Below are 22,018 nucleotides of genomic sequence, written 5' to 3'. Positions count from 1 at the left end.
ATTAAATCCTGTCTTCGTTCATTTTCAACTTGTTTTTCTCCTTGTACAACTGCCACCAGGGAATACGAGGAACTTCATGATGCTCCCAGTGATAACCAAAAAAATAACAACTTAACATGGCCCACCAATGTGGTCCTCTCTGGCTGCGTGCCTTATGCGGCTCCATTTTTTCCTGATGTGGTTTTCGATGTGGCAAGAATGTTCCAACAAAAAACAACTGAAAAGTAGCCAATATTGCCGGAATAATCCAATAAACAATCAATTGATCTGGTTCAAACCAAATTTTTAAAAGATTAAAAGCCACAGCCATAAACAAGAACTGCCAAATGGTTGCATAGCGTTTCAAAAACATAAACCACCAAACGAAAAAGTTCTGCGACTTGATATAATAGTCCGGATCCTTCTCTGTTGCCGGAAACTGATGATGCAAATAATGGTTCTTCCTCAATTTTTGGTAAGAAAGCCCTGCAAAAAGCAACGATGACATCCAGCCGAAAATGTTGTTGACTTTCATTTTATTGCTGATTAAACCGTGCATCGCATCGTGTCCGGTAATAAACAATCCGGTATACAAGTATGCTTGAATAATCACATGTAAGTATGTCCAAACTGATCCACCATCGACCTGCAAAAAGAGCAAGCAATAAACCAAATGAACCAGCCAACAAGCAATAACAACTATGGCAACAAAAACGCCCATCAAATTAAGTTTAATGTCAAATTTAAGCTCATGAAAAAGGCTAATTGCAGGAAGAATATCCAAATAGCCAATTTATTCTCTACCTGCAGTTTCCCGGCTCGCATCAGCGAAAAAATTAATAACGACACCAAGTACCAATCTAAATAGTTTTTAAGCGGAATTTGTTCAGTTTGCCACTCCCACATTTTCAAAGCAGTGGCTACCGGCTCCATCACAAAATCAAACCCAACCATCAACAAAGCCCCGAGAAATGGGAAAAACCATCGATGACTAATACGGCTTAAAAGAGCAAAAATGCAGTATGATAAAAGCAGCCAGTTCGCACCAATCAGCAAAGGGGTATTATTTAGTTGAAGGCCCAAAGCTCTCCCATAAGTATACTGACCAAAAAGCAGTTGCGTATTTACGCCAATCATTTCGGCTAAAAATCCGAGCAAGCTTATTGTCAGGAAAATAATTCCTACTCTAAAAGTCCACTGTTGATGAAAAACGAACAATAAAATAGTTGTCAATAATAAATTGAAAGAAGTCAGACTAACAAAAATCGGATAAGTTTCATCGAATGAAAAGCCAACGATCCCAACCAGATAAAGAATACCGAGAATTACTTTGACTGACTTTATGATTTTAGGATTTTCAATCATCTTATTTTTAGCTTTTCTTCAACCATCTCGGCAACTATTTTTGCTGATGATAAACACAAGGGAATTCCGCCCCCCGGGTGCACACTTCCACCCACAAAATAAATATCTTTCAAATCGCGCCTGAAATTCGGATGCCGATTGAACGCTGAAAACGAACTGTTTGAACTTGGTCCATACATCGCCCCCTGAAACGAACCGGTTCGATCTTCGATTTTTACCGGATCCAACGTCTTTTCAAAAAGAATCTGACTTTCCAGGTCTTCTCCCAGTAACTGATTCAATTTTGATAAAACATTTCTTCGTGTCTCCAACTTTAGCCTCTCCCAATCTTGCCCCACATTTTCGGGGGCATTAACCATTACAAACCAATTTTCCATCTCGTCAGGAGCATCGTCCGGATTCTCCTTACTACTGATAAACACATAAATTGTCGGATCAGTTGTAATTTCTTTTCGATCAAACAAGTACGAAAATTCCTTTTCGTAATCACGACTAAAAAAAATATTGTGCAAATCCAATTGGTCAAAACGCTTTTTCATTCCCCAATAAAAAATTAGGGCCGAAGAAGAGCGCTCCGCTTTTTCAATTCGAGCCAATCGCCTTTTATCGGGTAACAAGTCCGAATAAAACTGATGAATATCCACATCGCTAATCAAAACATGGCAAGTTTTAGTTTCGCCTTTTACCACCACTCCTTTCAAACGCTTTTGCTCCACCAGTACTTTTTCAACCGGCGTATTGAAATGAAAATTAACTCCCAGTCGTTTCGCCTGTTCCACTAACGAACTCGTAATTTGATACATTCCGTGAGCAGGAAAAAAAGCGCCCAGACTGTGTTCCAAATGAGAAATAACACTCATTGTCCCCGGTGTTTTGTAGGGGTTTGAACCATTGTAAGTGGCATAGCGATCAAACAACTGAACGATTCGCGGATCTTTAAAAGACTCTTCGTTAAGCTTGTGAAGTGTTGAAAAAGCCTTAAGCCGGACAAATTGAAACAGCTTCAGAAAATTGTCCCAAGTCAGCAATTTTGAAAGTCGATGAAAGGAATTGAATATGAATATTGGCGCTGTAAGTTGATAAACCATTGCCGCATGCTTTAAATAAGCAACTATCTTCTTTTCCGAAACTTGCGTTTTTGCCTCAACCTCACGAGCAAATTTATCGACATCAGCGAAAGCCGACAATCTTGTTCCATCTTCAAAAAAGTATTTTGTTACCACATCTAGTTTTCGGTACTTGAATTTTAAATCCTCATCAAGCAATTCATCTACTAAATGAGGCAAGGTAAATAACGACGGTCCCATATCGAAACGAAAGCCATCTTGACGAAATTCGTTGACTTTTCCTCCTGGAGTTGCAGCCTGTTCAAAAACATGCACGACATAACCTAAGCGAGCTAAGCGAATGGCAGCAGCCAAACCGGCAACCCCTGATCCAATCACAATGCCATTCAATTTCCTTTGTTTCATGTTTTTAAATCTGGTTACTGAAAAAAATCTTCATCTAATCTAAAACATTTTGCGTTATTTTTGTTTAAGTGTATAGGTAATTTATTGAACAAAGATGAAAAAAAAGGCACTTATTGTAGGAACAGGACTTGCCGGACTATCCACCGCACTAAGACTTACAACAGATGGATACGAGGTAGAGATGGTAGAAAAATACCATCGCCCGGGGGGGAGATTAAATTTACTGGAGAAAGATGGGTTTAAGTTCGACATGGCTCCTACCTTTTTTAGTATGAGCTATGAATTTAAGGAACTTGCAGATTACTGCAAAATAAAAATGCCTTTTGAATTCGTCGAACTGGATCCACTGTATTCAGTTCATTTTGAAGGAGACGAAAGATCATACTTAATTTATAAAGATCTAAAAAAGCTAGCAGAAGAATTTCAGAATGTGGAACCGGATTTGGAACGTAAAATCCGACGTTTTCTAAAATCAGCGGGCGAGATCTTTCACGACACAGAACATATCGTCATCAAACAAAACTTTGACAGTTTACTCTCCTACCTATTACAATTAACCCGCGTACCAATTAAACATGCTCCAAAAATGTTTTACTCAATGTGGCGGGAAATGGAGAAAAACTTCGATTCGTTTGAGGTCAAAGTGATTTTCTCATTGGTGGGGTTTTTCCTGGGTGCTACGCCTTTCGATACGCCAGCTGTCTATTCCATGCTCAACTATACCGAACTGGTGCACGATGGCTACTACAACGTAAAAGGAGGTATGTACAAAATTGTGGAAGGCATGGTTGAAGAACTCAAAAAGAGAGGTGTTAAAATGCACTATAGCATAGAGATTGACCATTTTGAAAAGACAAATAAGCAGCTGACAGCTTTCTATGATAAAAGTGGAAAGAAATGGGAAGCTGATGTTTTTGTGGTGAATGCTGATGCTGCCGCATTTAGAGGTAACGTGATGAACCGAAAAAAATATGCGCCTGCAAAATTGGATCAGAAAAAATGGACCTTGGCGCCGCTAACTATCTACTTGGGGTTGGATACTAAAGTGACCGGGATGTACCATCACAATTACTTTCTGCGGAGAAACTTTAAAGAGTATGCCAATAAAATTTTTAAGAACAGCATCAAACTGGACAAGCCCTATTACTATGTGAATATCCAGTCGATGCACAACCCAAGCTATGCTCCGAAAGGCAAAGAAAGTGTTTTCATTCTTTGTCCGGTGCCCGATCTTCGGTACAAAACGGACTGGGATGATGCCGAAGATATTGCCGATGCAATTATAGCAGACATGGGCGAACGTACCGGATTCAATTTTGCGAAGCATATCGAATCGGAAACCATCTATACTCCCAAGCAGTGGGAAAGCACTTTTAATTTGTATCAGGGCAGTGGCCTCGGCCTTGCTCACGATTTGAATCAAGTGGGTGGTTTCCGCCCATCAAACAAAGATGAAGAATTCAAAAACCTATACTACACAGGGGCATCAACGGTTCCCGGAACCGGACTGCCAATGACTGTAATAAGCTCAAGACTAGTAACCGAACGAATACTGAAAGACCATGGACATTTATCATAGAAATAATCTCGCCTGTAGCCGGATCACGACACATAATTACAGCACATCTTTTTCGCTGGGTGTGCGCATGCTGAACAAAAAATACCGCCCTGCAATTTATAGCATTTACGGGTTTGTACGGTATGCCGATGAGATTGTAGACACGTTTTTTGAGCAGGATCAGGAAACCATTTTCGAAGAATTTAAGAAAGAAACGTTCATTGCAATAGAGAGAGGGTTCAGCATCAATCCAATTCTCGACAGTTTTCAACGAGCTGTTCGCACTTATCATATTGAGCGGGAATTGATTGATGCTTTCCTTTACAGCATGGAGCTTGATTTGCATAAAACGACCTATGATCCGATTATGCTAAAAACCTACATTTACGGATCGGCAGAAGCTGTTGGATTAATGTGCCTGCGTGTTTTTTATGCCGACGAACCAGAAAAATATGATCAATTGGTTAATCCTGCACGTAAGCTGGGAGCAGCATTTCAAAAAGTAAACTTTTTGCGCGATGCTCAGGATGATTTTAAAAACAAAGGACGAATTTATTTTGAAAACATTGACTTCAACCAGTTTGACGAAGACACAAAAGCGCAAATAGAACGCGAAATAGAACGCGATTTTGCGGAAGCTTTTCAAGGGCTGAAAGCCCTTAAAAAGGAGGTCCGTTTTGGAGTTTATCTGGCTTACATCTACTATATAAGGTTATTTCGGAAGATTAAACGAGCACAGCCATCGCAAATATTAAAGACTCGTTACCGGGTTTCGAACCCAAAAAAAATGTATCTTTTGGCAAACGCCTATTTCAAAAATACATTTAACCTTTTGTAAATGGATTTGCAACAGTATACTTATGCCAGTTTATTACTAGGAACCATTGCGATTCCTTTGGCTTTAAGTTTCGATAAAAAAGTACATTTTTGGACGAATTGGAAATATCTGTTTCCTGCTATTTTAATTACCGCTGCCGTTTTCATTTATTGGGACATTCAATTCACCAAAGCTGAAATCTGGAGTTTTAACCACAGGTATGTTTCAGGCTATTATTTCCAAGGCCTCCCGATTGAAGAATGGCTGTTCTTTCTAGTTGTGCCGTATGCCTGTCTTTTTATTTACGAAGTACTAAAATCGTACATCCCAAAAATTGAGTTCCCAAACCTGTTTGCGGCTATCAGCCTGGGGGTAATTATTCTATTCGCAACAATCAGCTATTTTAACCGTGGGCAGCTTTATACTTTCTTTAATTTTCTGTTTGCGGGAATATTCCTCGCTTACGTTATTTTTCGTAACCGTTTTAAGCAGTACCTAACGAAATTCTATTTCACCTACGTCATTACATTGATACCTTTCCTGATAATCAATGGAGTGCTGACAGCTCTGCCTGTTGTTGAATATCATCCGGCGCACATACTAAACATGAGGGTATTCACCATCCCAATTGAAGATTTTGGTTACCTCTTTCTGTTGCTTTTGATGAACACTTCGATTTACGAGACTTTAAAAACGCAGAGGTATTACTAAATCACCAACCACCAAAAGCAACATTTTGCCTGACTAGCCTTTATTCGGCAACGGCAATCTTAATAACAAGCTTTTTTACAGGCTCCGATTGTTCGATCATCATACAAGGGCGATGCACATCGTCCGGAAAAAACAAGAAAAAGCAATCTGGTGTCGCAGTAAAAAACTCACCATCTTGTTCGCCAAAGAAAATCAAGTCTTTTTGTTCGTTATAATCCTTAGGATCGATAGTCTTTCCAAGTGGCAAAACACCTATTACTTCCTGCCCTGCTACGACATATTGTAAATCAATATATTTTCTATGAGCTTCCCATTTTGCATCTTGAGGGCTTTTAGTCTCATATTCCGAAACCATTGCAAATACTCGATCTCCTACCAACGGATATTTTCCCACCTCCAACGACTTTAAGTCTTGTTTTAAAAAGTCGAATACTTTTTGCCACCAATCCGGATGAGCATGATACTGCTCGTAAAACTCAATTAAATTAATGGAAGCGTGTGCTTGTATATCAACCAATTCTCCCCATTGCTTGCTATGGAACCATTCTTGCATTTCCTTCATTTTCCCAATCCTTATAAATCAACTAAAAAAATAATTTTGAACAAAGATATGAAAATGCTTTGCTGAATGTCCGTTTTCATACCACAATTGAGCCGGTTATACTGGCGAACTTGAAGTAAAAACTAAAGACTCACAGAATATCAAAGACTTACAAAAATCGTCATTTGTGCCATTTTGTGATTCAAATTCGACAGAACTGTTCATGCACATTCGATCGTGCTTTTAATGCAACCACTTGAGGTTTATGAAAATCAAGGTTAAATAATTATGAACTACAATGTTAACAAATATTAAACTTTAATTACAACATACTCAAATTCCAATTTTATTCTCCAACTTTAGATTTGATATTTTTAAAATAGATAAAACTTATTGCGGGGATGGACTTATTCGGAGTTGTAAAATTAATTCATGTTTTCCTTTTAGCTACAGTTAAGTATTTTATCACATTTCCTTATGCGTTGCTCATCGGGTTGGATAAAACACAGGCTATTATTGCCGTAACTGTAGGTGGAATTAGTGGGTTTTTCTTTTTTTACTACCTGAGTACCGTTTTAATCAATTTCGTAAAACGAAATAAAATTCATGCCGTTCATTTTTCCGCCAAATATCTCCGGGTTGATTTGAATCGCTTCATTCAGAAATTTAAAATTAAATCACCCAAATCATTACGAAAAAGAAGACTTTTCGTGAAGTTCCGAAACAAATACGGTTTCTTGGGAATCATCGTGGCTACACCAATATTTCTCAGTATTCCACTGGGAGCATTTTTACTGAATCGATATTATTCCAGAAAAAAATATGTGTTTGCCTATATGGTTCTTTCCATTTTAGGATGGTCACTTATCTTCTCTGCCATCACAATCGTTTTCGCAAAGCCACTTTAATTATTGCTCTTCGATACTCAAAACCTTATCTTTAATAATTCAAAAGAAGGAATTATTAAGACATGAAGCGTGACGAGTTTTATACTTTTTTAGACAGTTGGGAAAACATACATATTCTGATTGATTACTTAATTGACTACCCCAATAAAATTAAAGATCTAATTGTCATCGGATTGAATGACTCCAAAAAACAAAGCTGGCGAGCTATTTGGATCATCGACAAAGTCCATGAAAAGAAACCGCAACTGGTTCGTCCATTTATTCCACAGTTTGTTGAAGCACTAACTTTTACTTCGAATGAGAGTAAGCTTCGACACCTATTGAAACTTATCAGCCTTAATCCGATACCCCGCGAAAAGTTATCTTTCCTGTGGGATCATGCAATGACCGAATTTACAAATGCTTCACGCCCCATCGCCATTCGCGTTCATGCGATGCAGATTTTATTTGAGATTTCGAAAACGATTCCTGAATTCAAACCCGAACTTGCTCAGTTGATTGAACATCAAATGGAGTTTCATGATTCTGCGGGTATCCGGTCGCGCGGGAAAAAATTGCTTGCGAAACTATACGGATCGAAAAAAATTTAAGACAGCTAAATACTCATTTTCAATTCGCTTCGGTGACACCCTTTAAAAAGCTCGTTTTTTTTCTTTAAAAATGATTGGCCGAATGATTTTTTTTATATTTTTGCAGCGTCTTTAAAGAAAAGACAATAATGATTGACCCGTGGTGTAATTGGCAACACGTCTGGTTTTGGTCCAGAAGAGTCCAGGTTCGAGCCCTGGCGGGTCAACTGAAAAGCTTGCAGTTTTCTGCAAGCTTTTTTCATTCTTACTGTTTTCACAGGCATTCTCGAGCTCAAGCGGGAAAGGAGCTAAACGAGATTCATCATTCATCCTTAAATCAGCTAGTTTTAATTATTTATCCTGATTTATTCTGAGAAATTCAGCAAAGGCACTTTTCATGGTGTGACAACCGTCGTTTCGGTAGCCCAATAAATAATAGCACTTGGGGCTAGAATTTGATGACAGAAATCTTCACGGTTGATTGCATTTCCATCGGAATTTCCTGTTCTTCTTGAGTTTGTGGATTGGTCATTTTCATAAGCATCGAAATATCTTGGGAGAGATCAGAAGAACTCACCATGCCATCTTCAGAATTGATTTTCATTTCGCCATTTTGTTTGCCGGTCATGTCCATTTCCATCTTGATCCCTCCTTGTTCAATGGGCGAATTGGAGTTGAAATCTGAGTTTACATCCAGCGTAATTTTTTCATCTTCAATGTCTGTCACCTTAAAGTGCATCTCAAAATTCATATTCATAAAATCTTTCAACTGCTGAGTTGAATTCCATGCGTCGCCAACTGATACTTTATCTTCAGGAAAGTAGCTAAATGTTTTACTGAAGTTGGACTTGAATGCTTCCTTGTCTGAAAACATTTGTAGCATTCCTTTTAGTTGTGGATTTTGGCCAAATGCATTATTGAAACTTTCGAATCCCTCTATATTAACAACTTCTCCGCGTGAGGTGATTTCCATTTTAAGCTCAACTTTCGTCATGCCTTTCAGCATGCTTGAGGCAGGATTGTCGTCGTCAGGATTATCCGTGTTAAAAGACATGGTTTGTCCCATGGTTTCCATGTCCATTTTTATCGATTTGTATTGATAAGTGAGCATGAAATTTTTGTTCGAAAGCACATCGGCAACAGTTATCGAAGTAACCATTTGCATTTTCTGATCCATTTTTATTTGTTGTCCCATCATCTCCTGATCCATATGGTTATCCATGTTCATGGTCATTTCGTAAACAGCACCTTTTTCAAGGTTTAATCGAAGGAGTTTTTTAGGTTTTGCCTGAGTTGAAAACGAAAAAAACAGACTGACAATAACTAGTAACAAGGTGGCTTTTGAGATTTTCATAAATTGATTTTTTAGCTTTTGTTTGATAAAAATAGATTATGCAAAGCTAAAACGCAATAGTATGAACAAAAAATAACGGTGTTTTTCTAAATTCAACATCTGGAACTTTTATTAGAAGATGTATAAATTTTCGGTGAATGACCGAAAATCAAGGATGTGCAGTTAGCTTTTGCTAATTTCGTCTAAAATAGCTTTTGCTGATAAAATGGATTTTACCTGATCAAAGCTCAGGCTGAGTTTATCTTTTTTCTCCTTCATTTTGCACATGGATGGGTTTTGCTGAACGAATTGGAGTACTTTGGTAAAAGCCGGCGATTGGTAGTAGTCAGACTGCTGATCGGATACAAAGTAGCAGACCATCTTCTTGTTTTTTAGAATGATACGTTCAATCCCGAGTTCGATAGCCACCCAGCGTAAACGAACGACTTCCAACAGTTCTTGGCTGGCTTTGGGTAGTTTGCCAAAACGGTCGATCAAGCCCAATTCAAATTGGTGTAATGCGTCCTCGGTTTCCATATTATCCAGCTCGCGATATAGCAGCATCCGCTCCGAAATACTCTGGATGTATTGGTCTGGAAACAGCAATTCCATGTCAGTATCAATCTGGCAATCGTTGACAAACTGGTTTTGCAAAAAGGCTTGTCCGGCATCTTTTTGCTCATCTTTAAATAGTTCCTGGTATTCACCTTGTTTAAGTTCCTGCATCGCTTCGTTCAGGATCCGGTGATAAGTTTCGTAACCAATATCGGCAATAAAACCACTTTGCTCGGCACCCAAAAGATTTCCTGCACCACGAATATCAAGATCGCGCATGGCAATGTTGAACCCACTTCCCAGCTCCGAAAATTCTTCAATCGCCCTCAGTCGTCGGCGGGCTTCAGGACTTAGTGTTGATAGTGGAGGTGCCAGTAAATAGCAAAAAGCCTTTTTATTAGAGCGGCCCACGCGTCCACGCAATTGATGCAAATCGCTTAAGCCAAAATTCTGTGCATGATTGATGATGATTGTATTTGCATTTGGAATATCCAGTCCTGACTCAATAATAGTTGTGGCAATTAGCACATCGTACTCGCCATTGATAAAGTCGAGCATAATTTTCTCCAACTTTGGACCATCCATCTGGCCGTGACCAACAATAGTCTTTACACCCGGAACCATTCGTTTGATGGTGGCTTCAACTTCATGAATATTTTGCACCCGGTTGTGGATAAAAAATACTTGTCCGTTTCGAGCAACTTCGTAGTTGATTGCTTCGCGGATCACTTCTTCGTTAAAACCATGCAGCTCGGTAATAATTGGGTAGCGGTTGGGTGGAGGTGTTTGTATGATGGATAAATCCCGCGCACCCATCAATGAAAACTGTAGTGTTCGGGGAATTGGAGTAGCCGTTAGCGTCAGCGTATCAACATTCACCTTCAGCTGTTTCAACTTTTCCTTGACCGAAACGCCAAACTTCTGCTCTTCGTCAACAACCAGTAATCCGAGGTCTTTAAACTTCACATCTTTCCCTATCAGGCGATGGGTTCCAATTAAGATGTCAATATTGCCGGCAGCAACTTCACGCAATACCTTTTTAACTTCGGCGGTAGGCCGCAACCGACTCACATACTCAATGCGGGCCGGGAAGTCTTTTAAGCGCTCCGAAAAGGTTTTGTAATGCTGCAAAGCCAGGATTGTAGTGGGAACGAGTATGGCCACTTGCTTGCTGTCGGCCACAGCTTTAAATGCGCCACGCACAGCGATTTCCGTTTTTCCGAACCCAACATCCCCGCAAACCAGTCGGTCCATTGGCATTTCGCGCTCCATGTCTTCTTTGAGTGCCACAGTCGCTTTCATTTGGTCGGGCGTATCTTCATAAATAAAAGATGCTTCCAGTTCATTTTGCAGGTACGAATCAGGCGAAAAAGCGAAGCCTTTTTCTTTTCTTCGTTCCGCATAAAGGGCAATCAAATCTTTGGCAATATCCTTCACCTTTTTCTTGGTGCGGTCTTTCATTTTTTGCCATGCACCAGTTCCCAGTTTGTTAATTTTGGGCTCAACTCCGTCTTTACCCTTATATTTTGAAATACGGTGCAGCGAATGGATGCTAACAAATAGCACGTCACTGTCGCGATAAACCAGGCGAATGGCTTCTTGCATTTTGCCGTTTACCTCGGTTTTTACCAGACCTGCGAATTTTCCAATTCCATGATCAATATGCACCACATAATCACCTTGATGCAGTTTGTTAAGCTCCTTTAGTGAGATGCTTTCTTTTTGAGGCTTTCGTGTTTTTAGTTTGAAACGGTGGTAGCGCTCAAAAATCTGGTGATCGGTATAACAGCATATTTTTAAATCATGATCAATGAAGCCTTCATGCAGGGTGAAATAGAGGTCAGTAAATTCAACATTCAGGTTTTGATCTTTAAAAATAGCATGCAGCCGCTCAATTTGTTTTTCGTTGGCCGAATGTATGAAATTAGTGTATCCTTCAGCCGAATTTTGCTGTAGGTTTTGAGCTAAAAGTTCAAAGTTTTTGTTAAAAACCGGTTGTGGAGAGTTGTTAAACTCAAATTCCAGCGGTGTGTTAAAGTAGTTTCCTGGCCCTGTTTCCAGACATGTGAATTCTTTCAGTTTTGTAAGAAAATCACTACCGGAAATTATCTGATTGATTAACCTCTCCGGTAAATCTTCGTTGGTTATTGTTTGCTGATAAATCTGATCGATTAAATCGCCAACCAATGACACATCTTTGATGTAGATGCTCGTTTTTTCAGGAATAAAACTCAGGAAATTATCTCTTTTTTCTTCTGAAAGTCCATCCTGAATATTGGGAATAATAACAATTTTTTTGAGTTGTTCTTTTGAGAATTGGTTCTCAATATCAAAACTTCGAATACTATCGACTTCGTCTCCAAAAAAATCAAGTCGGTACGGATCTTCATGAGAAAAGGAATAAATGTCGACTAAGCTTCCCCTGATGGAATACTGTCCCGGCTCAACGACGAAATCAACCCGCTCAAATCCATATTCAAAAAGGACATCATTTAAAAAATCAATCGATAATTTGTCGTTTTTATGTACCGGGAAACTGTTTGAATCCAGTCCTTCGCCGGAGATCACTTTTTCGACTAAGGCTTCCGGATAGGTAACGATGCTGATGTGATTTTCGCTGTGCAGCTGATTTAGCACTTCAGTTCGCAGAATGATATTTTCCTGCTCAATTGTATTGTATTGCACCGATTTTTTATACGAACTTGGAAAAAAGTACAGGGGAGAGTTCGTATTCAAATTAGCCAGATCATCATAGAAATAGGCCGCTTCCTCTTTGTCGTTCAATATAAAAACAAGCGGCTGGTTATGCTTTTCTGCTATCAACGACGCCAGTACTGTTTGCGACGAACCAACAAGCCCCGATAGGTGGATTTTTTCACCCGGAGTACTCATCTTTTTCAGCATGGGTTGAATAACCTCAAGCTTTTCAAATACTTTTTTAAAACCCTGCAATTCCAATATCCAAAAAAATTTCGAACAAAGATAGAGAATAGTTTTTTCTTGACTTGATGATTTCTTTTTTAATGTGTTTTGCCTAAGTAAAAAATGGAATTAGTTTGCAATTGCTGCTGACGAACTCCATTTTATTGTCATGATTGACAATGTTTTTTTGTTTGTATTTGATTACTTGCTAACTTTTCGAAATGAAAAAACAGAAAACAAAAATAGGCATCGCGCTTAGCGGTGGCGGAGCTCTTGGGATTGCCCACCTAGGTGTTTTACAGGCCCTCGAAGAGAATGGAATTATACCTGATGAGATTTCAGGAACAAGCATGGGGGCTTTGGTGGGCGTTTTATATGCTGCCGGAACTTCGCCACTTGAAATATTGAGAGAGATAAAACGTCGTAAAATTTATCGGATAGTTAGTTGGAAATTACCTTCGAATGGCTTTTTTGAAATGGGAAAAGTGGAAGGTATCCTGAAAGAGTTTGTTGGAGATAAGGATTTTGAATCACTGAATAAGAAGTTTCATTGTGCAGTTACAAACTTGAATAGCGGAGAGTATGAAGTGATTTCGGAGGGTAAACTGATTCCATATGTATTGGCTTCAGCTTCAATTCCTATATTATTTGAACCTCAAGTTATTAATGAACAGACCTATGTGGATGGTGGCCTTTTAAATAATTTACCGGTAGAGCCTTTGGTCGGAAAGGTGGATGTTCTTATTGGAGTGCATGTAACTCATGTCGGCCAGATTGATGAAATACGGGGAATGAAGCAAATTTCGGAACGGTGTTTGCGAATTGTTATAGGACAAAGCTCACAGTCGAAACTCGAGTTGTGTGACTTTTTGCTCGAACCAGAGAAACTGGATGGCTACAGTCCAATGGATTTCGCTAAAGCAGATGAAATATACCAAATAGGCTATAACGAAACGAAGATGCAAATGGAGGAAATTCACCGACTTTGTCATAAATAATAACACATTGTGGAAGTTTATCCCCAAAATGCAATATATAGTCGCTGGTGGATAGAGCAACTAACAAGAAAGTGTTTTAACTTTGATTAAAAACAATCTGATCATGAAGAAACTAATTTTTATAATCGTAGTCGTATTTTTGGCCTCGTGCCAACAAAAGAAAATTGATCGCATGCAAGAAGTGCAGGATAGTTTGAGAACCGTAGCTGAAGCAAAGGATTCTACAATCAACGATTTTGTAGGGTCGATGAATGAGATTCAGACTAATTTGGACTCCATTAAAAAGCTGGAAGAAATTGTTAATCTGGAGTCGTTAAATAATGCAGAGCCAAAAGTAAGTGAAAAGAAAAAAATTCTGAATGACATTAAACTGATTTCTGATTTACTGATAAGAAATAAGGAATTGGTTGAAAGTCAAAAGAAAAAGCTAGGCAACTCGGGCTATCGGATTAATGAAATGCAACGTATGCTTGATATGATGACTACCCAGTTGGAAGAGAAAGACGATCAAATTGCAGAACTGAGAATGGCCCTTGAGAAAATGGACATTGATGTTTCTGAGTTGACTAAAGATTTGGTTGAAGCTCAGGAGAAAGCCGAAATTCAGTCGAAAGAAATTAAAGAAAAGGCGGAAGTGATCGATATTCAAACCGCCGAGTTAAATACGGGATATTATGTTTTCGGAACGGATGATGAGCTGGTGGAGAATGGAATCGTTGAAAAGACAGGCGGTTTTTTAGGCTTAGGACGTACATTGAAATTTCGTAAGGATTTTAACCCGGACTTATTTACAAAAATTGATATCCGGAATGTCACTGAAATTAGTTTGAATACAAGAAAAGCACATGTCGTTACGACTCATCAGGCAGGAAGTTTTGAACTGGTTGGTGAAGATCCGGTTGAGAAATTGGTCATCAATGATCCTGATCAGTTCTGGCGAACAAGCAAATACTTAGTGATAGAAGTAAAATAAAATAAAAGGAGCGAAACGCTCCTTTTTTGTTATTCGTTAACTCAAGGTAGAGATGAATCAGGATTTTAAAAACTGGATAAAGCAACTGCCGACTTCCGAGCGAATGCCATTACTGTTTATTGGTCATGGAAATCCAATGAACGCGATTGTGGAGAATAAATACCGGAGAAGCTGGCAGGAGTTGGGAAACAGCTTGGTGACTCCGCAAGCGATATTGTGCATTTCGGCACACTGGCTTACGCGCGGTACAGCTGTTACGGCTATGCCGAATCCAAAGACCATTCATGATTTTGGTGGGTTTCCAAAGGAACTTTTTGATCAACAATATCCGGTTTCGGGAGATCCTGATTTGGCCAATCGGATTCAACAGATGAGCAAAAGTCATCAGGTATCGGTTGATTTTGACTGGGGATTGGATCACGGTGCCTGGTCGGTGCTCAAACCAATGTTTCCGCTAGCCAATGTGCCGGTTGTGCAGCTTAGTATCGATTATTATCAACCAATTCAATACCACTACGAGTTGGCAAAGGAGTTGAAGCAACTTCGGGAAAAAGGAGTGCTAATTGTAGGAAGTGGAAATCTGGTACATAACCTGGGGCAAATGTCAGCGGCTGGAAAAGTCTATGATTGGGCGTTGGAATTCGATCAACAGTTGGCTAAAATGATAAAAAAGGGTAATGATAATGAAGCGATGAACTTTCAAAAGTGGGGAGAGCTAAGTTCTTTAGCTCATCCTACATTTGATCATTTGCTACCGCTTTTTTATGTTCTTGGGATGAAATATGCTGATGAGCAAGCTCGCTTTTTTAACGAAACCTTCGATTTAGGATCGGTGTCAATGCGCTCCATTATTTATGCAAAAGAATGACTTCGTGTATACTTGGAAAAACTACTTGTTGAATTCCATTCGTTTACCTCTTACCTGCTCATTAATATGACCACGGTCGTAGGCCAATTGTCCGTTTACGAAAACTTTTGAAACCTGATGGCTAAATTCAGTTCCCTCAAAAGGAGACCAACAACATTTGTATAAGATATTTTCGGGACAAACCGTCCACTTTTTATCAGGATTAACTAAAACCAGGTCCGCATAGTAACCTTCTCGAATATAACCACGGCGGTCAATACGAAAGAGGTCTGCAGGAGTGTGGCACATTTTCTCAACCACTTTCTCAACTGATATTTTCCCTTGTTTCACAAATTCCAGCATGGCGGTTAACGAATGTTGAACCAAAGGGCCTCCTGATGGAGCTTGAAAATAGGCGTGTGATTTTTCATCTAGCGTATGTGGAGCGTGGTCGGTTGCAATTACGTCAATCTTGTCAGCCAGTAAAGCTTCCCAAAGTGCAGCTCGGTCTTGTGCCGATTTTACTGCCGGATTCCATTTGATGCGTGTACCGTAAGCGATATAGTCTTTTTCTTCAAACCAAAGGTGGTGAACACACACTTCGGCTGTAATTTTCTTGTCTTTTACCGGGCCAGCTTCGAAAAGCTGCATCTCATCAGCAGTGGTTAGATGAAGCACGTGCAATCGGGCTCCGTATTTTTTTGCCAACTCTACCGCTTTTGATGATGATTTAAAGCAAGCCTCGGCACTTCGTATTTTGGGGTGTCTTGATATTGGCACAATCTGACCATACTTCTGACGATAGATTTCGGTGTTTTGTTTGATGATTTCTTCGTCTTCGCAATGCGTGGCAATAAGTGTCGGAGCGTTTTTGAAAATCTCGGCTAAGGTCTGCTCGTCATCAACCAACATGTTGCCGGTTGATGACCCCATGAAAACTTTTACTCCACAAACCTGGGTTGGATCAGTTTTCAGAACTTCGTCCAGGTTGTCGTTGGTTGCCCCCATATAAAACGAATAGTTAACAGCTGAAACTTCGGCTGCTCGAGCATATTTTTTTGCCAGTTCTTCCTGTGTTGTTGCTTGTGGTTTTGTGTTTGGCATTTCCATATACGAAGTAATACCTCCGGCCAATGCTGCTACCGATTCTGTCGCAATTTCGCCTTTATGGGTGAGTCCTGGTTCGCGAAAATGAACTTGGTCATCAATGGCTCCCGGGATTAATAATTTTCCAGTTCCGTCAATCACTGTTGTTTCTCGGAGCACACTATCAGGAACTACCTCTTCCTTGAAGACACGCTTAATCAATTCATCTTCAATTAAAATACTGCCGTTAAACCGGATTCCTTCGTTAATGATGATTGCATTGTGGATTAGCGTTTTCATGATGATTGGTTTTGATTGCCCTTTAAATTACGAAACAAAAATTGAAAAGGCTACATTTCTGTAGCCTTAAAGTCGTTATAAATAATCGCTATGTTGAGTGATTTGTTCAATTTTTATTAGTTGAAATGGATTATCTTTTTGTTTTTAAGCTTGGTAGGGTGGATATTTTCTGAACCAGCTTCTAATTTTCATTTTCAATATTCCCCACAGTGCTTCGTTGAAAATTCCACCACTCATTTTTGATGTTCCCTCTTGCCGCTCGGTAAAAATAATTGGCACTTCGATAATCTTAAACCCGTGTTTCCAGGCTGTAAACTTCATTTCAATTTGAAAACCATAACCTTTCAGGTGAATGTTGTCGAGATCGATCGTCTCAAGCACTTTTTTGGTGTAGCACTTAAAACCGGCTGTTGTGTCCATCACTTTCAAGCCGGTGATAAACCGCACATAAACAGACGCAAAGTACGACATGAGAACCCGCCCCAATGGCCAGTTAATTACATTGATACCTTTAATGTACCGCGAGCCGATGGCAAGGTCTGCGCCCTGTTCTGTGCAGGCTTTATAAAGATTCTCTAAATCTTCAGGAGGATGCGAAAAGTCACAATCCATCTCGAAGATGTATTCGTAGTCGCGCTCCAAGGCCCATCTGAATCCGGTTAGATAGGCTGTACCTAATCCCAATTTACCTTTTCTTTCCAGAATATGGAGCTTGTCTTTAAATTCCTGTTGGAGATTTTTAACAATTGCTGCTGTTCCATCAGGAGAGCCATCTTCTATTATCAGAATATTAAACGGGGTTTGTAGCGAAAACACCGTTCGGATCATTTTCTCTACATTCTCTTTCTCATTATAGGTGGGAATAATTACCAGATTCTTCATTCGATCTCAACCAATTATGTGTGTAACTGCGAAAATACAGAAATTACTGAAGTATGACTTATTATTTTTTCAGAATGAACATTTTTTTGGAAGAGTTTTGATTTTAAGACAAGAAGGTCTTGTTAAAAGAATATTAATATGATTACGTTTTGGGTGCTGCGTAGCATGCGTGTCCGTATTATTTGCAATTTTGTAACAGAATGAAGGAGTAGGTTCCTGTAATGAGTCAAAAAGAAAGTTGATGGAGTTTAAGTGTAAAAAAGCGGGTAGCGAATGTTATGGTTTGAAGGAGCTTGTTTTGCTTTCAGAAATCAGTCAGCGACTGATTCAAAGCAAGGAGCTGAAGCATGACTTATCATCGGTGCTGGAATTGTTGGTTCGCCACCTCGGAGCCGAACGAAGCTTACTGACCATTTTTAACCGGAAAAACTCAAAGATTTATATTGAGTCTGCATACGGATACAGTTCGGCTCAGCAGGCTCGAGGCAAATATAAGCTGGGAGAAGGAATCATCGGTCGGGTGGTTGAGTTATCCAGACCTGTCATTATCGAAAAGATTTCCAAATCAAGTTTATTTTTAAACCGCACACAGCAGGAGCTAACCTCGAAAGATGGTGAAGAATTGAGCTTTGTGTGCGTGCCAATTATTGAAGATGCAAAAGTAACCGGGACGTTGAGTCTGGTAAGAAAATATAACCCATTCATTACCAATGATGAGGATTTAAATCTGTTGTCGATTGTTGGAAGTCTGGTTTCCCAGGTTGTTCGTTCAAAGCAAGAACGCATTGAAGAAGTTGAGTTGCTTCGCCAAAAAAACCAAGAACTTCAAAACCAGTTGAAGGGAGATAATCCAAACATGAATATGGTTGGAAATTCAGCCAAAATGAAGGATGTTTACTCGTTAATCAATATGGTGGCAGAAACCAATTCCACGGTACTTATTCGCGGAGAGAGTGGTATTGGAAAAGAGCTGGTTGCCGACGCTATTCATTACATGAGTAAACGAGAGAAAAAGAGTTTTATAAAAGTAAACTGCTCTGCCTTGCCTGATAGTTTGATTGAAAGTGAATTGTTCGGACATGAAAAAGGAGCATTTACGGGTGCCGATAGCCGGCGAAAAGGACGCTTTGAACTGGCAGATGGTGGCACTATTTTTTTGGATGAGATTGGTGATATTCCGTTGTCGACCCAGGTTAAAATTTTACGTATTATTCAGCAGCGGGAATTTGAACGCCTGGGTGGCACCGAAACGATTAAAGTGGATGTGAGAATCGTTGCTGCTACCAACCGTAATTTAGAAGAGATGATCGACGAAGGGGATTTTCGAGAAGATTTATTTTATCGGATCAACGTGTTCCCCATTTTTATACCGCCTTTACGCGAGCGCAGAAATGATATCCCAATGCTGGTTGATCACTTTATCGATAAATTCAACAAACGGAACGACACTCAAATTAAGCGAATTACGACATCGGCACTGAATATGTTGATGGTTTATTCGTGGCCGGGAAACATTCGGGAACTGGAAAACTGTATTGAGCGCTCCTGCATTTTAAGTACAGATAATGTCATTCATAGTTACAATTTGCCACCTTCGCTACAAACAGCCGATTCTACAAATACCCGCTCAAGAGGTGGATTAACTTACACCGTGGAACAAGTTGAAAAGCAGTTGATTCGCGAGGCGCTAACTTCAACAAAAGGAAATATTGCTAAAGCTGCCGAAGGCTTAAAAGTAACTGAGCGGATGTTGGGCACCCGACTGAAGAAGTATGAAATTGATGCCTGGCGTTTTAAAGTCTGATTGGGGAGAAGCAATTGTCCGGAAAAAAATTTGATGGCGCAAAGTGAATGATAAAACACAATTTGATTCGTTGGGCTTTTTGTTGAAAAATGGTTTGTTAGATCACTTCAAAGTTTGAAATTTGCGTGAGTTAATTCACTTACTATTACGATTCAATCATGAATTTATCTTTCGTTATTGTTGATTTGTCTAAAGAGCTTCACCAGAAACAACTGATTCGATTGTTGGATTCGTACATGCGCGACGAAATGGGGAATAACGCTCCGATGCCTGAAGAGCTTGCTCCAAAAATATTAGATGGGTTAAAAAATTATTCCGGATATTTAGGATTTTTTGCTTTGATTGATGGTGAGTTTGTAGCCTTGGCTAATTGCAATCAGAATTTCTCAACCTTCAAAGCAAAGCCACTGATCAATATTCATGATTTTGTTGTGCATCCTGATTGTAGAGGAAAAGGGGTTGGCAAATTTTTGTTGGATGCAATTGCCGATTATGGCAAGGATAATGGCTTTTGTCGGGTGAATTTAGAGGTGAGACATGACAATGAAAAGGCACAAAGACTCTATCAGAAAGTTGGCTTTAATGAATGTCAACCACCGATGTATTTTTTAGAACGGCTAGTGTAATCCTCTTTTTTCCATAATCTCATTGCATTGCGATAAAGTGATGACATCCGGATAGTGAAAGTTTACTTCGCCACATGAGTATTTAAAGGGTTTGATTCTCGCTTTTTTTTGATGTTGTATCAGAGCTTAAACCATCATTGCAGTGCAAAGTTTAGCGCAAAAGAAATGCGGCCTCTTTTTGAGATAACCGCATTGGAATTCATCTGTTTAAGTCTTTTTATCTTATCTCAACCGGATAATTAAAATCTTTTGCTCCGGCGTCAAGTACTATCTGATACGCTCCTGCTTCAAGTTTTGATAAGTTTAGTCCTTCGTTTACCGAGAATGAATCATCCAATGCCTTGTTGAAAATAAGATCATTCCCCTCATAAATCTTCAGCTTCACTTTTTCTCCAGGAAAATTCAAGTACGCCACCCGAACGATGTTGTTGTCTGAATCGAACGCAAAAAATGGCTTTTGTGTCAATTGTTTTTCACCAATATTCACCACCTCGTCCGAAACTGAGAATTGGTGTTCGGTAACTAAATCGTTACTGGCAACAATTAAATTGTAAGCTCCCGGCTGGTATGCCGAAAGGTCGTAAACATGCTGGTACTTGTCTGATGTTGACTCTTGTTGATTGTAGTATACAATTTCGCCTTTTTTGTCTTGGATGGTAATTTCCAATACGGCGTTGTTCGCATGGTCAATTTCAAGTAACGCATTTTTACCCTCCATGGCTTTCATTTCTATCTTCGGGAGTTCCCGTGCACTGGCAAAATCTGACATCATTGTCGTTGTGACCAATACGCAAAGTAGTTTTGTAAATATCTTCATGTGCTTGGTGTTTAATGTTAATAAATAGAGCTCTGACTTTTAGCTTTCTGGTGAATGAAAATTAATATGAGTCGGGTTATTGGAGTTAAAAAAGTTGTCCTGAGGACATCAGGACAACTAATTCTATTGTCGGTCTCATATTATTTTACATTAAATACGAAAAAATTGTTTTATAATCCAGTCAACTGCTCCATTGTCAACTGTTTGGTAAGCGCAGTAGCAATTATTTGCTAACAGAATAGTCGTAGGTTTCGTTTCCTGAAGCCAGAACAATATTGTAATATCCTGATTTCAGTCTGGAAAGATCAAGTCCTTCGTTTACAGAGAATGAGTTTTTCAATGCTTTTGTGTACACTAGTTCTCCTTCATTGTAGATGTACAGGCTTGTGTTTTCACCTTCGTGATTCAAGAATGCGATACGTAAAACATCTTCGTTGTACGAGAAGACTGGTGCTACGAGTGTTTTTTCCTTTCCAACTTCAATTGCTCCGTGATTGATTGCGAATTCACGTTCTCCTTTTACATCGTCAAGACTAACGATTAGCTTATAGTTGCCGGTTTCTAACTTCGAAAAGTCATATACTTTACGATAGTCGGCCACATCGCCTTCGGTTTCTTTGAAGTACACAACATCTCCCTGTGCATCTTCAATGCTGATTTGGAATTTAGATTCAACGTTGTTCGAAATTGCAACAACAGCACGATCTTCATTTAATGGCAAAATGTTGACACGCAAGTTTCCCGTTGCAAGGGCAATATTTGCAATAACTGTTAATGCAAACATCATGGTAATTGTTCTAATTGTTTTCATAGTTTTGAATTTTAATAATGAATTACTGATACAAATGTAGTATGTTTCACAACACATGCTGTAAAACATGCGTTAACGGAAGGTTAAGTTTGTGTTGCCTGACATATAGAGATTATCGATAGATAGATTGGTCTTCTCTAATGT

At 39.3% G+C, this 22,018-nt stretch carries 20 protein-coding genes and 1 tRNA gene; 11 read left to right on the top strand and 10 right to left on the bottom strand.

Annotated elements, in window-relative coordinates; translation table 11 throughout:
- Window position 1: 1 nt before the first annotated feature.
- The 3 genes from GR929_RS03915 to crtD are packed head-to-tail and all read right to left on the bottom strand — an operon-like array spanning window position 2 to window position 2,816.
- Complete coding sequence (locus GR929_RS03915; protein WP_159517627.1) at window positions 2-700, bottom strand: fatty acid desaturase; 699 nt, start codon at window positions 698-700, stop codon at window positions 2-4.
- Window positions 700-1,344, bottom strand: a complete 645-nt coding sequence (locus GR929_RS03910; RefSeq protein ID WP_159517626.1) for a carotenoid biosynthesis protein — start codon at window positions 1,342-1,344, stop codon at window positions 700-702. The genes GR929_RS03915 and GR929_RS03910 overlap by 1 nt, the downstream gene beginning before the upstream one ends.
- Window positions 1,341-2,816 (bottom strand): 1-hydroxycarotenoid 3,4-desaturase CrtD, encoded by a 1,476-nt coding sequence (crtD, locus tag GR929_RS03905; protein ID WP_159517625.1) that lies wholly within the window; start codon window positions 2,814-2,816, stop codon window positions 1,341-1,343. Before crtD ends, GR929_RS03910 begins: the two co-directional genes overlap by 4 nt.
- Window positions 2,817-2,910: 94 nt before the next feature.
- Here crtD and GR929_RS03900 point away from each other — a divergent pair, with 94 nt between their 5' ends.
- From GR929_RS03900 to GR929_RS03890, 3 genes are read left to right on the top strand one after another with little or no spacing between them, the layout of a single operon-like run.
- Window positions 2,911-4,395, top strand: a complete 1,485-nt coding sequence (locus GR929_RS03900) for a phytoene desaturase family protein (RefSeq protein ID WP_159517624.1) — start codon at window positions 2,911-2,913, stop codon at window positions 4,393-4,395.
- A complete protein-coding gene (locus GR929_RS03895; protein WP_159517623.1) occupies window positions 4,379-5,212 on the top strand; it encodes a phytoene/squalene synthase family protein in 834 nt (277 codons plus the stop codon). Before GR929_RS03900 ends, GR929_RS03895 begins: the two co-directional genes overlap by 17 nt.
- Entirely contained in the window at window positions 5,213-5,902 is a 690-nt protein-coding gene (locus GR929_RS03890; RefSeq protein ID WP_159517622.1) for a lycopene cyclase domain-containing protein, read from the top strand.
- A 40-nt stretch (window positions 5,903-5,942) separates the two neighbouring features.
- Here the strand turns inward: GR929_RS03890 and GR929_RS03885 are convergent, their stop codons facing one another.
- Window positions 5,943-6,464, bottom strand: coding sequence for a YhcH/YjgK/YiaL family protein (locus tag GR929_RS03885; RefSeq protein WP_159517621.1), 522 nt, complete (start codon window positions 6,462-6,464; stop codon window positions 5,943-5,945).
- Window positions 6,465-6,844: 380 nt separating this feature from the next.
- Here GR929_RS03885 and GR929_RS03880 point away from each other — a divergent pair, with 380 nt between their 5' ends.
- From GR929_RS03880 to GR929_RS03870, 3 genes are all read left to right on the top strand, one after another.
- Window positions 6,845-7,351 (top strand): hypothetical protein, encoded by a 507-nt coding sequence (locus GR929_RS03880; RefSeq protein ID WP_159517620.1) that lies wholly within the window; start codon window positions 6,845-6,847, stop codon window positions 7,349-7,351.
- A gap of 62 nt (window positions 7,352-7,413) precedes the next feature.
- Complete coding sequence (locus GR929_RS03875) at window positions 7,414-7,941, top strand: hypothetical protein (protein WP_159517619.1); 528 nt, start codon at window positions 7,414-7,416, stop codon at window positions 7,939-7,941.
- Window positions 7,942-8,074: 133 nt separating this feature from the next.
- Window positions 8,075-8,147 (top strand) — tRNA-Gln (locus GR929_RS03870).
- A gap of 221 nt (window positions 8,148-8,368) precedes the next feature.
- Here the strand turns inward: GR929_RS03870 and GR929_RS03865 are convergent.
- Together GR929_RS03865 and mfd are read right to left on the bottom strand one after the other, a co-directional pair.
- Window positions 8,369-9,274 carry a DUF6263 family protein gene (locus tag GR929_RS03865; protein ID WP_159517618.1) on the bottom strand — a complete coding sequence of 302 codons (906 nt, stop codon included), beginning with the start codon at window positions 9,272-9,274 and terminating at the stop codon, window positions 8,369-8,371.
- 162 nt (window positions 9,275-9,436) lie between these two features.
- Window positions 9,437-12,766, bottom strand: coding sequence for a transcription-repair coupling factor (gene mfd, locus GR929_RS03860; RefSeq protein ID WP_235934057.1), 3,330 nt, complete (start codon window positions 12,764-12,766; stop codon window positions 9,437-9,439).
- A gap of 185 nt (window positions 12,767-12,951) precedes the next feature.
- On the opposite strand from mfd, the gene GR929_RS03855 reads away from it, so the two are divergent.
- From GR929_RS03855 to ygiD, 3 genes are all read left to right on the top strand, one after another.
- Window positions 12,952-13,728: a patatin-like phospholipase family protein gene (locus tag GR929_RS03855; protein ID WP_159517617.1), complete on the top strand. Its 777-nt coding sequence runs from the start codon at window positions 12,952-12,954 to the stop codon at window positions 13,726-13,728.
- A 103-nt stretch (window positions 13,729-13,831) separates the two neighbouring features.
- The gene (locus GR929_RS03850) at window positions 13,832-14,701 is read left to right on the top strand and encodes a Cbp1 family collagen-binding glycoprotein adhesin (protein ID WP_159517616.1); all 870 of its coding nucleotides are present in this window, start codon (window positions 13,832-13,834) and stop codon (window positions 14,699-14,701) included.
- Window positions 14,702-14,753: 52 nt separating this feature from the next.
- Window positions 14,754-15,569 carry a 4,5-DOPA-extradiol-dioxygenase gene (gene ygiD, locus GR929_RS03845; RefSeq protein ID WP_159517615.1) on the top strand — a complete coding sequence of 272 codons (816 nt, stop codon included), beginning with the start codon at window positions 14,754-14,756 and terminating at the stop codon, window positions 15,567-15,569.
- 21 nt (window positions 15,570-15,590) lie between these two features.
- Here the strand turns inward: ygiD and GR929_RS03840 are convergent, their stop codons facing one another.
- Window positions 15,591-16,934, bottom strand: coding sequence for a dihydroorotase (locus GR929_RS03840; RefSeq protein WP_159517614.1), 1,344 nt, complete (start codon window positions 16,932-16,934; stop codon window positions 15,591-15,593).
- Window positions 16,935-17,078: 144 nt separating this feature from the next.
- Entirely contained in the window at window positions 17,079-17,816 is a 738-nt protein-coding gene (locus tag GR929_RS03835) for a polyprenol monophosphomannose synthase (protein ID WP_159517613.1), read from the bottom strand.
- A 241-nt stretch (window positions 17,817-18,057) separates the two neighbouring features.
- On the opposite strand from GR929_RS03835, the gene GR929_RS03830 reads away from it, so the two are divergent.
- Both GR929_RS03830 and GR929_RS03825 read left to right on the top strand, forming a co-directional pair.
- Window positions 18,058-19,620 carry a sigma-54 interaction domain-containing protein gene (locus tag GR929_RS03830; protein WP_159517612.1) on the top strand — a complete coding sequence of 521 codons (1,563 nt, stop codon included), beginning with the start codon at window positions 18,058-18,060 and terminating at the stop codon, window positions 19,618-19,620.
- Window positions 19,621-19,778: 158 nt separating this feature from the next.
- Complete coding sequence (locus GR929_RS03825; RefSeq protein WP_159517611.1) at window positions 19,779-20,246, top strand: GNAT family N-acetyltransferase; 468 nt, start codon at window positions 19,779-19,781, stop codon at window positions 20,244-20,246.
- 217 nt (window positions 20,247-20,463) lie between these two features.
- Here the strand turns inward: GR929_RS03825 and GR929_RS03820 are convergent, their stop codons facing one another.
- Both GR929_RS03820 and GR929_RS03815 read right to left on the bottom strand, forming a co-directional pair.
- The gene (locus GR929_RS03820) at window positions 20,464-21,063 is read right to left on the bottom strand and encodes a DUF3244 domain-containing protein (protein WP_159517610.1); all 600 of its coding nucleotides are present in this window, start codon (window positions 21,061-21,063) and stop codon (window positions 20,464-20,466) included.
- Between the two features lie 223 nt (window positions 21,064-21,286).
- The gene (locus GR929_RS03815) at window positions 21,287-21,874 is read right to left on the bottom strand and encodes a T9SS type A sorting domain-containing protein (RefSeq protein ID WP_159517609.1); all 588 of its coding nucleotides are present in this window, start codon (window positions 21,872-21,874) and stop codon (window positions 21,287-21,289) included.
- Window positions 21,875-22,018 lie beyond the last annotated feature (144 nt).

The sequence above is a fragment of the Sunxiuqinia indica genome, assembly GCF_009847015.1.
GTDB classification, from domain to species: Bacteria; Bacteroidota; Bacteroidia; order Bacteroidales; family Prolixibacteraceae; genus Sunxiuqinia; species Sunxiuqinia indica.
The sequence above is the reverse complement of the archived record's forward strand: the minus strand, read 5'-3'. Positions and strand labels throughout refer to the sequence as shown.